The 13,703-nt window shown below is 72.5% G+C and carries 11 protein-coding genes; 7 read left to right on the top strand and 4 right to left on the bottom strand.

Going from position 1 to position 13,703, the window contains the following annotated elements; translation table 11 throughout:
- Positions 1-4: 4 nt before the first annotated feature.
- A complete protein-coding gene (locus tag HCC30_RS00330; RefSeq protein WP_169439898.1) occupies positions 5-1,084 on the top strand; it encodes a FadR/GntR family transcriptional regulator in 1,080 nt (359 codons plus the stop codon).
- Between the two features lie 400 nt (positions 1,085-1,484).
- Here HCC30_RS00330 and HCC30_RS00335 read toward each other — a convergent pair whose 3' ends face one another.
- Complete coding sequence (locus HCC30_RS00335) at positions 1,485-1,646, bottom strand: hypothetical protein (protein ID WP_169439840.1); 162 nt, start codon at positions 1,644-1,646, stop codon at positions 1,485-1,487.
- Between HCC30_RS00335 and HCC30_RS00340 the strand changes: the two genes are divergently transcribed.
- Positions 1,579-3,198 (top strand): RNA polymerase sigma factor, encoded by a 1,620-nt coding sequence (locus HCC30_RS00340; RefSeq protein WP_346776436.1) that lies wholly within the window; start codon positions 1,579-1,581, stop codon positions 3,196-3,198. The genes HCC30_RS00335 and HCC30_RS00340 overlap by 68 nt on opposite strands.
- Positions 3,199-3,428: 230 nt before the next feature.
- A complete protein-coding gene (locus HCC30_RS00345) occupies positions 3,429-4,307 on the top strand; it encodes a serine protease (RefSeq protein ID WP_240979240.1) in 879 nt (292 codons plus the stop codon).
- 119 nt (positions 4,308-4,426) lie between these two features.
- On the opposite strand, the gene HCC30_RS00350 is transcribed toward HCC30_RS00345, so the two are convergent.
- Positions 4,427-4,657 carry a hypothetical protein gene (locus tag HCC30_RS00350; protein ID WP_169439901.1) on the bottom strand — a complete coding sequence of 77 codons (231 nt, stop codon included), beginning with the start codon at positions 4,655-4,657 and terminating at the stop codon, positions 4,427-4,429.
- A 464-nt stretch (positions 4,658-5,121) separates the two neighbouring features.
- Between HCC30_RS00350 and HCC30_RS00355 the strand changes: the two genes are divergently transcribed.
- The 3 genes from HCC30_RS00355 (at position 5,122) to HCC30_RS00365 (ending at position 9,469) form a co-directional block, all read left to right on the top strand.
- Positions 5,122-7,251 carry a DNA topoisomerase IV subunit B gene (locus HCC30_RS00355; protein WP_169439902.1) on the top strand — a complete coding sequence of 710 codons (2,130 nt, stop codon included), beginning with the start codon at positions 5,122-5,124 and terminating at the stop codon, positions 7,249-7,251.
- A gap of 113 nt (positions 7,252-7,364) precedes the next feature.
- On the top strand, positions 7,365-7,862 hold the full coding sequence (locus HCC30_RS00360) for a DUF485 domain-containing protein (protein WP_169439903.1): 498 nt from the start codon (positions 7,365-7,367) through the stop codon (positions 7,860-7,862).
- Positions 7,859-9,469, top strand: a complete 1,611-nt coding sequence (locus tag HCC30_RS00365; RefSeq protein ID WP_169439904.1) for a cation acetate symporter — start codon at positions 7,859-7,861, stop codon at positions 9,467-9,469. The genes HCC30_RS00360 and HCC30_RS00365 overlap by 4 nt, the downstream gene beginning before the upstream one ends.
- Before the next feature lie 11 nt (positions 9,470-9,480).
- Here HCC30_RS00365 and HCC30_RS00370 read toward each other — a convergent pair whose 3' ends face one another.
- Positions 9,481-11,136 carry a sensor histidine kinase gene (locus tag HCC30_RS00370; protein WP_169439905.1) on the bottom strand — a complete coding sequence of 552 codons (1,656 nt, stop codon included), beginning with the start codon at positions 11,134-11,136 and terminating at the stop codon, positions 9,481-9,483.
- A 269-nt stretch (positions 11,137-11,405) separates the two neighbouring features.
- On the bottom strand, positions 11,406-12,347 hold the full coding sequence (locus tag HCC30_RS00375; RefSeq protein ID WP_169439906.1) for a sucrase ferredoxin: 942 nt from the start codon (positions 12,345-12,347) through the stop codon (positions 11,406-11,408).
- 200 nt (positions 12,348-12,547) lie between these two features.
- Here HCC30_RS00375 and HCC30_RS00380 point away from each other — a divergent pair, with 200 nt between their 5' ends.
- Positions 12,548-13,669, top strand: coding sequence for a CobW family GTP-binding protein (locus tag HCC30_RS00380; RefSeq protein ID WP_346776437.1), 1,122 nt, complete (start codon positions 12,548-12,550; stop codon positions 13,667-13,669).
- Positions 13,670-13,703: the final 34 nt, after the last annotated feature.

Raw genomic sequence — 13,703 nt, forward strand, 5'->3', positions numbered from 1 at the left:
TCGTGTGCTTTTCACCAAAGCCCTCAAGGCGGCAACAAGCGCCGCCGACAAAGGATGCGTGACTACCCTTGCGCACACCATGATGACCGCGGCTCGCCCCGCCGACTCCGGCCTCGGCCAGGGCGAGTACGACCGCTACGCGTACGCCGAGTCCACCGGCTCGGCCCGAACGACAAGCAACGTCCCCGCCTGGGAGGGCTCCGAGGCTGACATGAACCGTGTGGGCAGGCGCGCCGCCGGAAACCGGGGCCGTGGTCTGCACGGTCAACTCGTCCAGCAGCTCGGCCAGATGATCGTCTCGGGCGATCTCGGCGCCGACCGTCCGCTCGTCCCCGAGGAGATCGGGCAGCGCTTCGAGGTCTCGCGGACCGTCGTCCGTGAGTCGCTGCGCGTCCTCGAGGCGAAGGGCCTCGTCAGCGCCCGGCCGAACGTCGGCACCCGGGTCCGTCCCGTCAGCGACTGGAACCTGCTCGACCCCGACATCATCGAGTGGCGGGCCTTCGGCCCGCAGCGGGAGGACCAGCGCCGCGAACTCCGCGAACTGCGGGGCACCATCGAGCCGCTGGCCGCCCGGCTCGCCGCCGGCCAGAGCGGGGACGAGGTCCACCAGCGTCTCGCCGACATGGCCGAGATCATGACGCACGCCCTCGCGCAGGGCGACACCCTCACGTTCGCGCGCGCGGACGCCGAGTTCCACGGCCTCATCCTGCAGATCGCGGGCAACCGCATGCTCGAGCACCTCTCGGGCATCGTCTCCTCCGCGCTCCAGGTCTCCGGCGGCCCGGCCGTCTGCTGCGAGCGTCCGGGCGAGAAGACCGTGGGCCACCACCAGCGCATCGTCGAGGCGCTGCGCGCGGGGGAGGGCGGCACCGCCGAGGCGGCGATGCGCCAGCTGCTGGGCGGCACGGAGCGCGCCGCCGCACCGACGGGTGCCTCCGCGGCACCGGCCGGAGCCGCCGCGCAGGCGAGCGCCCAGCCCGTCCCGGCCGCGCAGGCGGGGGCGCCGGCGCAGCCCGCAGCTCAGGGTGAGCGTCCCGGGGGCAACGGCGGCGAGCCCGTCGTCCCCGCTCCGCGCGAGCACTGATCCGGTTGTCGGCGGCGCGAGTCGCTGTCGTGTGAACCGTTCCTGCGTGAACCGTTCCTGCGGTGTCGGGCCAGGGCGGAGGCGCGTGCCTCCGCCGGCCGGGACCCGTGCGAACTGTTTACGCAGGAACGGTTCACGTCCGTGTGGCTCCGTGCGGCCGGGTATTTCCGGCCGCGTCCGGGCCGGTCGCGAAGCCGCGGCCGGCCTCAATGTCCGTAAGAAGCAAGGAAGCTGAGCGTGTCCGGCGGGTTCGCCTGACCGATTCGTCCGTCTCAGTCCGCATGCATCCGCATACAGGATGTGACTCGGGCCACGAAGATTGGGCGTAACGCTTCCCGTCACAGTGCGATGACTCAAGAGGTGACAGCGGCGGAGGGAATACGTAAGCCGGGTGTGGCGCTCACACGAGGTCCGGTATTTCTCCACTGCTCAGCCCGCGCCGTCGGTCGATCACGCCGACGGTCCGCCGTTTCCATCGTTCCGAGAGGTTGTTCGTGTCGGCCAGCACATCCCGTACGCTCCCTGCGGAGATCGTCGAGTCCGAGTCTGTGGTGGCGCTCATTGAGCGGGGAAAGGCTGAAGGGCAGATCGCCGGCGATGACGTGCGTCGGGCCTTTGAGGCTGACCAGATTCCGCCAACCCAGTGGAAGAACGTTCTGCGCAGCCTCAACCAGATCCTCGACGAGGAGGGTGTGACGCTGATGGTGAGTGCCGCAGAGGCCCCCAAGCGCACCCGCAAGAGCGTCGCAGCGAAGACCCCGGCCAAGCGCACCGCTACGAAGTCGGTCGCCAAGAGCACAGCGGCCAAGAGCGCCACGGCCAAGAGCGCCGCGACGAAGAAGAGCGCTTCCGCGGCCCAGCCCGCGGCGACGGCCGCCCCGGCCGTCTCTGCCGAGAGCCCGGTCGAGGCAGCCGCCCCGTCCGCGCCCGCGAAGAAGGCCGCCGCCAAGAAGACGGCCGCGAAGAAGACGACGACGGCCAAGAAGGCCGCCGCCGCCCCGAAGAAGACCGCGACGAAGAAGTCCGTCGTCGACGAGATCCTCGAGGCCGAGGACGAGATCGTCGAGGAGGTCGCGCCGAAGCGTTCGAACAAGCCGGGCGCCGACGACGGCCCGACGGCCGAGGTCAAGAACGAGAACGAGGGTTTCGTCCTCTCCGACGACGACGAGGACGACGCCCCCGCGCAGCAGGTCGCCGCCGCGGGCGCCACGGCCGACCCGGTCAAGGACTACCTCAAGCAGATCGGCAAGGTCCCGCTGCTCAACGCCGAGCAGGAGGTCGAGCTCGCCAAGCGCATCGAGGCCGGCCTGTTCGCCGAGGACAAGCTGGCCACCGAGGAGAAGCTCGCGCCGAAGCTGAAACGCGAGCTGGAGATCATCGCCCAGGACGGGCGCCGGGCCAAGAACCACCTGCTGGAGGCCAACCTCCGTCTCGTGGTCTCGCTGGCCAAGCGCTACACCGGGCGCGGCATGCTCTTCCTGGACCTGATCCAGGAGGGCAACCTCGGTCTGATCCGCGCGGTCGAGAAGTTCGACTACACCAAGGGCTACAAGTTCTCGACGTACGCGACGTGGTGGATCCGTCAGGCCATCACCCGCGCCATGGCCGACCAGGCCCGGACCATCCGGATCCCGGTCCACATGGTCGAGGTCATCAACAAGCTCGCGCGCGTCCAGCGCCAGATGCTCCAGGACCTGGGCCGTGAGCCCACTCCGGAGGAGCTGGCCAAGGAGCTCGACATGACCCCGGAGAAGGTCGTCGAGGTCCAGAAGTACGGCCGCGAGCCGATCTCCCTGCACACCCCGCTGGGTGAGGACGGCGACAGCGAGTTCGGTGACCTCATCGAGGACTCCGAGGCGGTCGTCCCCGCCGACGCCGTGAGCTTCACGCTGCTCCAGGAGCAGCTGCACTCGGTGCTCGACACCCTGAGCGAGCGCGAGGCGGGCGTCGTCTCGATGCGCTTCGGTCTGACCGACGGGCAGCCGAAGACGCTCGACGAGATCGGCAAGGTCTACGGGGTCACGCGTGAGCGGATCCGGCAGATCGAGTCGAAGACGATGTCGAAGCTGCGGCACCCGTCCCGGTCCCAGGTCCTGCGCGACTACCTGGACTGACGCGACGGTCAGGAACGATGGCAGGCGAAGGCCGCCGGTCCCCGCAAGGGGCCGGCGGCCTTCGTCGTGTGCGGGCAGCGGGTATTACGGCGTACGTGCCCCGGTGGTATTCGGCCACCTGAAGGCACCTTCCCGTCCTGCTTCCGGATGCGGTTGCGGTCGGTTCGGATCACTGTGGGTGGTCACGGAACCCCGTACGGTCAGGAGGCCGAATGCGTTCCCCTCGTGCTTTGCAGGTCCTGACACCTGTGGTCATCGGTGTGCTCGGCGGAGCGCTGCTCACGCCGCAGGCCTTCGCGGCCGGCGGCGAAGATCCGCCACGTGACTGGACGGCCGCGTCCGATGCCTCCGGCGCGCAGGACGCCCGTGACGGGCTGGTGGTGGGCGGCCGCTCGGTCAGCGTCGCGGACAACCCGTGGACCGTCGCGCTGGCCAGCCGTGACCGGTTCGGGGAGAAGCGTTCCGGCCAGTTCTGCGGCGGTGCGGTCGTCGGCACCCGTACGGTCGTCACCGCGGCGCACTGCCTGGGCAAGCAGGTGCTCGGCGGGGAGGTGGAGAACGTGCCCGACCTGCGGGTGATCGCCGGGCGGGACGATCTGAACACCGACGCGGGGCGGGAGTTGAAGATCGAGAAGTCCTGGGTGAACCCGGAGTACAACAGCGGCTCGAACGGCGGGGACGTCGCGGTGCTCACGCTGGCGGAGTCGCTGCCGGAGTCCTCGGTCATCCCGATGGCGGAGGAGGGCGACCCGGGCTACGAGCCGGGCGCCAGGGCCCGGGTGCTCGGCTGGGGTGACACCACGGGCAAGGGCACGTACTCGACGGGGCTGCGCGCGGCCGGGCTGCGGATGGTCTCGGACGAGGAGTGCGCACGCGCCTATCCGGGTGGTCAGGACGGGCGGTTCGAGAAGGCGACCATGGTGTGCGCCGGGGTCCCGGAGGGCGGCAAGGACGCCTGCCAGGGCGACAGCGGCGGGCCGCTCGTCGCCGGGGGACGGCTGGTGGGGCTGGTCTCCTGGGGCACCGGCTGCGGTGAGCAGGGGTATCCGGGGGTGTACACCCGGGTGTCGGCCGTGGCGGACCTGGCCAGGCAGCACGGCGGCGGCTGAGGCGTCGGAGCGCGCGAAGGGGCGGCCACCCGGTGGGTACCGGGTGGCCGCCCCTTCATGTCCGGCTCAGAGCCGGTCCGAGCTCGTCGGATGGGGCGCTGTCGGAGCGCTCCGCGCCGTCAGCGTTCCTCGTCGGTCACGGACGCCGGAGTCGCGGTGAGCTTCTCCGTCTCGTCCTGTATCTCCGCGGCGATCTTCTTGAGCTCCGGCTCGAACTTACGCCCGTGGTGGGCGCAGAAGAGCAGCTCTCCGCCGCTGAGCAGAACGACGCGCAGGTAGGCCTGGGCGTTGCACCGGTCGCACCGGTCGGCGGCCGTCAGCGGGGTCGCGGGGGTCAGAACAGTAGTCAACGTCGCCTCTTCTCTAGCTCGACGAGCTGTCGTACCAGGGTCAACACACAACCAGGCCGAAAACGTTCCCGCTCTCAGCGATTCCTCGAAAAAAATTCTGGCGAGGCGGTCGCACGTTGCCGGGTGGCGGCGAATGAGCCGTATTGCTGGTCTCTTGCTTCACGTTGTTCGTGGCTGTTGTTCGGTTGTTGTGCCGCGTCCGGGGTGTGCCCTCCGGAGGCCCTCGCAGGTCCCGGCGGGTTGTCCCTTCGTGTCTGAGGACGTGCCCGGAGCCTAAATGGTTCATGCCTCGAAGGGAACGTGATGTTTCCGGCAGCCCCCAGATGTTATCGAACGGGTAATCGACTCTGGGCTAGCATGAACCGTCTCCTGGGTGGCGTGACACGGGCTCTCCCGGGCCTCGGTACCCTCTGATCCGGCACTCCAGCCACCATCGAGCAGAATTCAGCGAGGAGCGAACCCGCGTGACCGCCGAGACGTCCGTGCCGTCGACCGCACTGCTGACCGGAGCCGACCGGGACGGCGGTTCCAATTACACCGCGCGGCACCTCCTCGTCCTGGAGGGGCTCGAGGCGGTGCGCAAGCGGCCCGGCATGTACATCGGCTCCACCGACAGCCGCGGCCTGATGCACTGCCTGTGGGAGATCATCGACAACTCGGTGGACGAGGCCCTCGGCGGCCACTGCGACCGCATCGAGGTCGTGCTGCACGACGACGGCTCCGTCGAGGTCCGCGACAACGGGCGCGGCATCCCCGTCGACGTCGAGCCGAAGACCGGGCTCTCGGGCATCGAGGTCGTGATGACCAAGCTGCACGCGGGCGGCAAGTTCGGCGGCGGCTCGTACGCGGCCTCCGGTGGTCTGCACGGCGTCGGCGCCTCCGTCGTCAACGCGCTCTCCTCGCGGCTCGACGTCGAGGTCGACCGGGGCAGCCGGACGCACTCGATCAGCTTCCGGCGCGGGGTGCCGGGGATCTTCACCGAGCAGGGGCCCGAGGCGCCGTTCGACCCCTCGGCCGGGGTGCTCAAGGGCAAGAAGATCCCGAAGACCCGCACCGGCACCCGCGTGCGGTACTGGGCCGACCGGCAGATCTTCCTCAAGGACGCCAAGCTCTCGCTGGAGACGCTGCACGCCCGCGCCCGCCAGACCGCGTTCCTCGTCCCGGGGCTGACGCTGGTGGTGCGGGACGAGCGGGGCGCCGGCGGTGAGGGGGGCGAGCCGGTCGAGGAGGTCTTCCACTACGACGGCGGGATCAGCGAGTTCTGCGAGTACCTGGCGCAGGACAAGGGCGTGTGCGACGTGCTGCGGCTGCAGGGCAGCGGCAGCTTCAAGGAGACGGTGCCCGTCCTCGACGACCGGGGCCACATGATCCCGACCGAGGTGAAGCGCGACCTGGGCGTGGACATCGCGCTGCGCTGGGGCACCGGCTACGACTCCACCGTGAAGTCCTTCGTCAACATCATCGCGACGCCGAAAGGCGGAACGCACGTCTCCGGCTTCGAGCGCTCCGTGGCCAAGACGGTCAACGAGGCGTTGCGCTCGGCCAAGCTGCTGCGGGTCGCCGAGGACGACGTCGTCAAGGACGACGCGATGGAGGGGCTCACCGCGGTCGTGACCGTACGGCTGGCCGAGCCGCAGTTCGAGGGGCAGACCAAGGAGGTGCTGGGCACCTCGGCGGCGTCCCGGGTGGTCTCGCAGGTCGTCGCCACCGAGCTGAAGAAGTTCCTGACGTCGACGAAGCGGGACGCCAAGCAGCAGGCCCGTGCGGTGCTGGAGAAGGTCGTCGCCGCGTCCCGTACGCGGATCGCGGCGCGGCAGCACAAGGAGGCGCAGCGGCGCAAGACCGCGCTGGAGTCCTCCTCGCTGCCGGCGAAGCTCGCGGACTGCCGCAGCGACGACGTGGAGCGCAGCGAGCTGTTCATCGTCGAGGGGGACTCGGCGCTGGGTACGGCGAAGCTGGCGCGGAAGTCCGAGTTCCAGGCGCTGCTGCCGATCCGGGGCAAGATCCTCAACGTCCAGAAGTCGTCGGTCTCGGACATGCTCAAGAACGCCGAGTGCGGCTCCATCATCCAGGTCATAGGAGCCGGTTCGGGGCGGACCTTCGACATCGACCAGGCGCGCTACGGGAAGGTCATCTTCCTGGCCGACGCCGATGTGGACGGCGCCCACATCCGCATCCTGCTGCTGACCCTCTTCCAGCGCTACATGCGCCCCATGATCGAGGAGGGCCGGGTCTTCTCGGCGGTGCCGCCGCTGCACCGGATCGAGCTGACCAACCCGAAGAAGGGGCAGGAGAAGTACATCTACACGTACTCGGACAACGAGCTGCGGCAGACGCTGCTGGAGCTGGAGCGGACGAAGACCCGTTACAAGGAGTCCATCCAGCGCTACAAGGGTCTGGGCGAGATGGACGCCGACCAGCTCGCGGAGACCACGATGGACCCGCGGCACCGCACCCTGCGCCGGATCAACATCAGCGATCTGGAGGCGGCGGAGCAGGCGTTCTCGCTGCTGATGGGCAGCGAGGTGGCGCCGCGCCGGGAGTTCATCAGCTCGTCCGCGGCGACGCTGGACCGCTCCCGCATCGACATCTGATCCCGCGCCGTCCCCGCCCCGGTGTTCCCGGGGCGGGGACGCGGGACCACCTGAAATGGTGAACCGGCCGGAATGCCCCGGCCGTGATCTTGCGCTTCTGTCCATCCTGAGGCATGCGCATCGACGACCCCTGGCGTGACGTCCACACCTGTGGTGTGGGCGGAGCCGAACCACCCCCGCCCGCCGCCCGCCCCGCCCCCGTACCGGGCCCACGGGAGCCGTCGGCGGAGCGGACGTCCGCGCGGGAGGCGGACGACGCGCAGGCCGCGGTCTATCTCGCCGTGCACCGCAGCCCGGCCTTCCGCGAAGTACGCGACCGCTACCGGCGGTTCGTGCTGCCCGCGACGCTCGCCTTCCTGCTCTGGTACTTCGGCTACGTCGTCGCCGCGACCGCGCTGCCCGGGGTGATGGCACGGCCGGTCGCCGGGGTGCTGAACGTCGGGATGCTGGCCGGGCTCGGGCAGTTCGCCAGCACCTTCCTGCTGACCTGGGCGTACGCGCGGCACGCGCGGCTGCGCCGGGACCGGCTCGCGCTCGAACTGCGCTGGGAGACGCAGGAGATGACGCGGGGCGCGGGCCAGGTGCGCGAGCGGCGGGAGGCGCTGCGGTGACGGGGAATCATCAGACGCTGACGCTGCTGCTGTTCAGCGCGGTCGTCGCGGTCACGCTCGGCATCACCAGCTGGGCGGCGCGACGGCGGGCGGGGTCGCCGGAGGAGTTCTACGCGGGCGGGCGGCTGTTCACCCCGATGGAGAACGGTTTCGCCATCGCGGGCGACTACATGTCGGCCGCGTCGTTCCTGGGCATCTCCGGCATCATCGCGCTGTACGGCTACGACGGCATGCTCTACTCCGTCGGCTTCCTCGTCGCCTGGCTGGTCGTGCTGATGCTGGTGGCCGAACTCGTGCGCAACTGCGGCCGGTTCACGCTGGCCGACGTCGTCGCCGCGCGGATGCGGGAGCGGCCCGTCCGGATCGCGACGGGGGTCTCCTCGGTGACGGTCTCGGTGCTGTACCTCGTCGCGCAGATGGTCGGGGCCGGGGCGCTGGTGGCGCTGCTGCTGGGCGGGTCGAGCGGCGCGGCCACCTCGTGGACGGTGGTCGGGGTCGGCGCGCTCATGATCTTCTACGTGTCCTGCGGCGGCATGCGGGCCACGACCTGGATCCAGATCGTCAAGGCCGTCCTGCTGATGGGCGGGGCGCTGCTGCTCACCGTGCTCGTCCTGGTCCGCTTCGGCGGCGATCTCGGGGCGCTGCTGGCCACGGCGGCCGAACACAGCGGCCACGGGCGGGACTTCCTCGCGCCGGGGCTCCAGTACGGCGGCGACTGGACGCACCGGCTGGACTTCATCAGCCTCGGCGTCGCGCTCGTGCTGGGCACGGCCGGGCTGCCGCACATCCTGTCCCGCTTCTACACCGTCCCGACGGCACGGGCCGCGCGCCGGTCCGTCGTGTGGTCGGTGGGGCTGATCGGCAGCTTCTACCTGATGACGATCGTGCTGGGCTTCGGCGCCGCCGCCGTGGTCGGCACGGCCGCGGTGCGCGGTTCGGACCCGGCGGGGAACACGGCGCTGCCGCTGCTCTCGGTCGAACTGGGCGGCGGCGCCGGGTCGACGGGCGGCTCGGTGCTGTTCGCGCTGGTCGCCGCCGTCGCCTTCGCCACCATCCTGGCCGTCGTCGCGGGCATCACGCTCGCCTCGTCCGCCTCCGTCGCGCACGACCTGTACGGCTCGCTGCGGCGCCGGAGGCCCACGGGCGCCGACGCGGGGCGCGAGGTGGGCGTCGCGCGGCTGGCGTCCGTCGTGATCGGGGCCGTCGCGGTGGCGCTCGGGCTGCTGGCGCAGGACCTGAACGTGGCGTTCCTGGTGGGGCTGGCCTTCGCCGTCGCCGCCTCGGCCAACCTGCCGGTGCTGCTGTACACGCTGTTCTGGCGGCGGTTCACCACGCGGGGCGCGGTCTGGTCGGTCTACGGCGGGCTGGCGCCCGCGGTGCTGCTCGTGGTGCTCTCGCCCGTCGTCTCGGGCGCGCCCGGGGCGTTCTTCCCCGGCGTGGACTTCGCGCTCTTCCCGCTGGAGAACCCGGGACTGGTCTCCGTCCCGCTGGGCTTCCTCGCGGGCTGGGTGGGCACCGTCACCTCGCGCCCCGGACAGGACCCCTCGGGCCCCGCGCGGCACGCGGAGACGGAGGTGCGGGCGCTCACCGGGGCCGGCGCGGTCTGACGGGGCGCGGCTCAGTCCGCCTCCGGCGGGCGGAGGGCCTGCGGGAGGTGGACGGTGAACCGGGCGCCGCCGGTGGGCGCCCGGTCGACGCGGGCGGTGCCGCCGTGCCGTTCGGCGAGGCGGCGGACGAGGGCCAGGCCGAGGCCGCGCCGGCGGTGGGCCGGGGGCTCCTTGGTCGACCAGCCCTCGGAGAAGACGAGTTCGCGGCGGTCCGGCGGAATCCCGGGCCCGCTGTCGCTGACCCGCAGCAGCAGGCCCGTCCCTTCGCGCGCGGGCCCGGTGCCCGCCGGCCGGGAGGGCTCAACTCCGGGCTCCGGGGCGTGCGTCGGAATCTCGCCCGAGCTCTCGGGAGCGGACGCGTCGGGGGTCGTGCGGAGTTCGACGGTGACCCACGGGTCGGCCGAACCGGAGGCCGCGTCCAGGGCGTTGTCGACGAGGTTGCCCACCACGGTGGCCACCTCGCGCGGGTCGACCAGCCGGTTGGGGAGCGGCGGGGCCGGGGCGAAGCGGAGGGCGACGCCGCGTTCCGCGGCCACCGTCGCCTTGCCCACCAGCAGCGCCGCCAGCAGCGGGTCGCGCACCCGCTCGGTGACCTCCTCCGCGGTGGTGCGGCGGGCGCCGACGGCCTCGCTGAGGTAGTGCACCGCCTCGTCGTGCAGGCCGAGTTCGAGCAGCCCGAGCAGGATGTGCATGCGGTTGGCGTGGTCGTGGTCCTGGGCGCGGAGGGCGTCGATCAGGCCGCGTGAGCCGTCGAGTTCGCGGCCGAGTTCCTCCAGCTCGGTGCGGTCGCGGAGGGTGACCACGGCGCCGCCGTCGCCGGTCGGCATCCGGTTGGCGACGAGCACCCGGCCCTCGCGCACCGTGAGCAGGTCACCGCCGGTGACGTGGCCGGCGAGCACGTCGGCGGTGCGGCCCGGGCCGAGCACGTCCCCGAGCGGGCGTCCCGCGTCCTCGGGGCGCAGTCCGAGGAGCCGCTGGGCCTCGTCGTTGACCAGCCGGAGCCGGCCGCGGCTGTCGAGCGCGACGACGCCCTCGCGGATGCCGTGCAGCATCGCCTCGCGCTCGTCGAGCAGCGCGGAGATGTCGGAGAAGGCCAGGTCGTGGGTCTGCTTCTGGAGGCGCCGGGAGATCAGCAGCGCCGCCAGCACCCCGAGCCCGAGGGCGCCGCCCGCGTACGCCAGCAGCTCCGGTACCTCGCCGATCAGCCGGTCGCGGACCCCGCCGTAGGCGATGCCGACGGAGACCGCGCCGACGACGCGCCCCTCCTCGTCCCGCAGCGGCACCTTGCCGCGCGCCGAGCGGCCGAGGGTGCCGTCGTCGATGTGCCGCACCTCGTGCCCGGCGAGGGCCCGGGTGGGGTCGGTGGAGACGTGCCGGCCGACGCGGTCCGGCTCCGGGTGCGACCAGCGGATGCCGCGGCGGTCCATCACCACGACGTAGCCCGCGCCGGTGGCCTTACGGACGCGTTCCGCGTCCCGCTCCACGGGGCCGTCGGGGGTCGGGCCCGCCGGGTCCCTGAGCTTGTCGGCGAGGCCGGGCCGGGTGGCGGTGGTCTGGGCGATGGCCAGGGCGCGGTCCATGGCCTGGTTGTCGAGCTCGTCGCTGAGCGGGGCGAGGAAGAAGCCGGTGGCGACGGCCGTCACGCCGGTCACGATCGCCAGCTGCATGAGCAGGACCTGTGAGAACACCTTCCGCGGCCAGCGCGGCCGCAGCCGCCCGCGGAGCGTCCGCCGGCCGGAGTGCTTCCCGGGCGACGGCGACGGGGCGGGCGGCGGTGCGGGGGGAGCGGGCACGGGGGTCCTCGGCGGTGCGGTGGCGGCGTCCGTCGGACGGTAGCGCCTGGACGGCTCCCGCGCTGTGACGCCGCCGACGCCCCTCGCCCGGGGCCGGGCCCGTCAGGACCGGCGGGCCGTGATCGGCCCCGTCCGGTCACCGGTCAACCGGCCGTCCCCGTCACGGAGTCGATGTGCAGCGGGGCCGGGACGCCCGGGGCCGCGCCGCAGCTCGCGACGGAGGTGGCGCTCTCGGGGGTCGGGGCCGCGCTGATCCGGACCCGCCAGTTCCGGCCGTCGGTGTGCGCGACGCGGACGTCCCAGGCGTGGGCCTCGCCGTCGTCTCCGGGGAGCACCGGATCGGTGCCGGTGACCGTCAGTGCCCCGGCGCGGGTCTCGCCGGTGCGGGCCCGGACGGCGAGGTCGGCGGCCTGGCCCGGGCGGTCCCAGACGGACCGGCCGCGGCAGCCGTCCGTCACGATCCGGCCGCCGGCCGCCGCGTCGAGGATCTCCTTGACGCCGGGCGCGGTGGCCCGCCCGTACGCGTAGCCGTAGGGCAGGACGAGCAGGGTCGGGGAGAAGCGGTGGCCGCCGATGTGGGTGACCTCCCAGATGTCGCCGCTGCCGGAGGCGGCGAGTTCGGCGGCGAGCGGGCGGCCGGTGAGGGCGCAGCAGCGGTCGCGCTTGCCGTTGGTGCACACCAGGGCGAGCGGCTCCCCCTCGTACGGCTCCCAGTCCGCGCCCTCGTGGTCGCCGGAGCCGAGCCGGGCGAAGTCCAGGCCGAGCAGGGGCGCGGGGGAGCCGGCCAGGACGGTGCGGCGCACCCAGGAGCGGCCGGGGGCGGTGTGCGCGAGGAAGGCGGTGCGGCGCGGGGCGCCGGGGACGTCGGCGTGCCGGCCGGGGCGGCGGATCAGCGCGACGCGGACCCCGTGCGGGGCTGCGGCCTCCTCCAGGGCCCGGCCGAGCGCGGGGTCGAGGCGGCTCTGGGTGAGGGCCTTGGCGCCCCACGGGCCGGGCTGTTCGAGGAGGAGCCAGGTGCGGGCGGTGGCGGCCGTCCCCATGAGGGGTTCGGCGAGCGCCCGGGAAGCGGTCGCGCACGTATTCACGCGGCGACCATAACCTCTGGCGTACGCCGTCACCTGCACACATGCCGGGTGCCGCGGGCCGGGGCGGGCTCGGTCCCGCGCGCGGGGCTCCGCTACGATCGGCAGCTTCGCAGGGCTCGCGGCGGCGGCCCGCGCGGGGCGGCGGGAGCGGTCCGGCACGGGGTGCGCGGCCGCGGCGGTCAGGTACGGAAGGCAGCCAGGTGACCAGCACACGCAGGATTCCGGTCGTCGTTCTCGCGGGCTTCCTCGGGGCGGGCAAGACGACCCTGCTCAACCATCTGCTGCGGCACAGCGCGGGCACCCGGATCGGCGCCGTCGTCAACGACTTCGGCAGCATCGAGATCGACGCGATGACCGTCGCCGGGCAGGTCGACTCGATGGTCTCGCTCGGTGACGGCTGCCTCTGCTGCGCCGTGGACACCGACGACCTGGACGGCGTGCTGGAGCGGCTCGCGCACCCCTCGGCCGGGATGGACGTGATCGTCGTCGAGGCCAGCGGGCTGGCCGAGCCGGAGACGCTGATCCGCATGATCCTCGCCAGCGCCAGCCCGCACATCGTCTACGGCGGGCTCGCCGAGGTCGTCGACGCCGCGGAGATCGACGGCACCCGCGAGCGGCACCCGGAGCTCGACCGGCACCTGCGCGCCGCCGACCTGGTGGTCCTCAACAAGGCGGACCGGGTGGACACTTCCGGGCAGCAGCGGCTGCTGGCGGCCCTGGAGGAGCTCAGCCCGGGCACCCCGGTGGTACCCGCGGCGTACGGCCGGGTCGACCCGGGGCTGTTCTTCGACCCGTCGATGCGCCCGCGTCCGGACGTCGAACAGCTCTCGTTCGACGCGCTCTTGCGGGAGGAGGACGCCGACGACCACGCGGGCCATCTGCACGCGGCCTACGAAAGCGTCGAGTTCGTCTCGGAGCGGCCGCTGGACCCGCGCCGGTTCCTGGAGTTCCTCGACAGCCGCCCGGCCGGGCTGTACCGGATGAAGGGCTGGGCCGACTTCGGTCCGGCCGACCCGGAGCACCGCTACGCCCTGCACGCGGTCGGCGGCTTCCTCCGGTTCACGCCGCAGGACCGGGCGTCGGGCCCCGGCACCCAGCTGGTGATGATCGGCTCCGGCGTCGACGGCGACGCGCTCCGCTCCGGCCTGGCGGCCTGCGTCGCCGAGCCGGACGCGCCGGTGGACCCGCGGGCCATGTGGGGCGTGCTGCGCTACGTGGACCGCCCGGCGGAACAGCAGCCGGAGGAGGAGCCCGAGGAGCAGGAACTCCCGCCGCTCGACGAGGAGTTCACCGGCCCGGCCGGGTCGTACGCCGGGTACTGAGCCCGCACAGCACGACGGCCGGGTACGCGGTGCG

Origin of the sequence: Streptomyces sp. HNM0574 (assembly GCF_012726235.1) — a bacterium.
Lineage (GTDB): Bacteria > Actinomycetota > Actinomycetes > Streptomycetales > Streptomycetaceae > Streptomyces.

What these genes read in the sequence shown, in the direction of transcription:
- HCC30_RS00335 (WP_169439840.1), bottom strand. Translation starts at nt 1,646, where the DNA reads ATGAGCGCCACCACAGACTCGGACTCGACGATCTCCGCAGGGAGCGTA.
- HCC30_RS00360 (WP_169439903.1), top strand. Translation starts at nt 7,365, where the DNA reads ATGCGCATCGACGACCCCTGGCGTGACGTCCACACCTGTGGTGTGGGC.
- HCC30_RS00370 (WP_169439905.1), bottom strand. Translation starts at nt 11,136, where the DNA reads ATGCAGCTGGCGATCGTGACCGGCGTGACGGCCGTCGCCACCGGCTTC.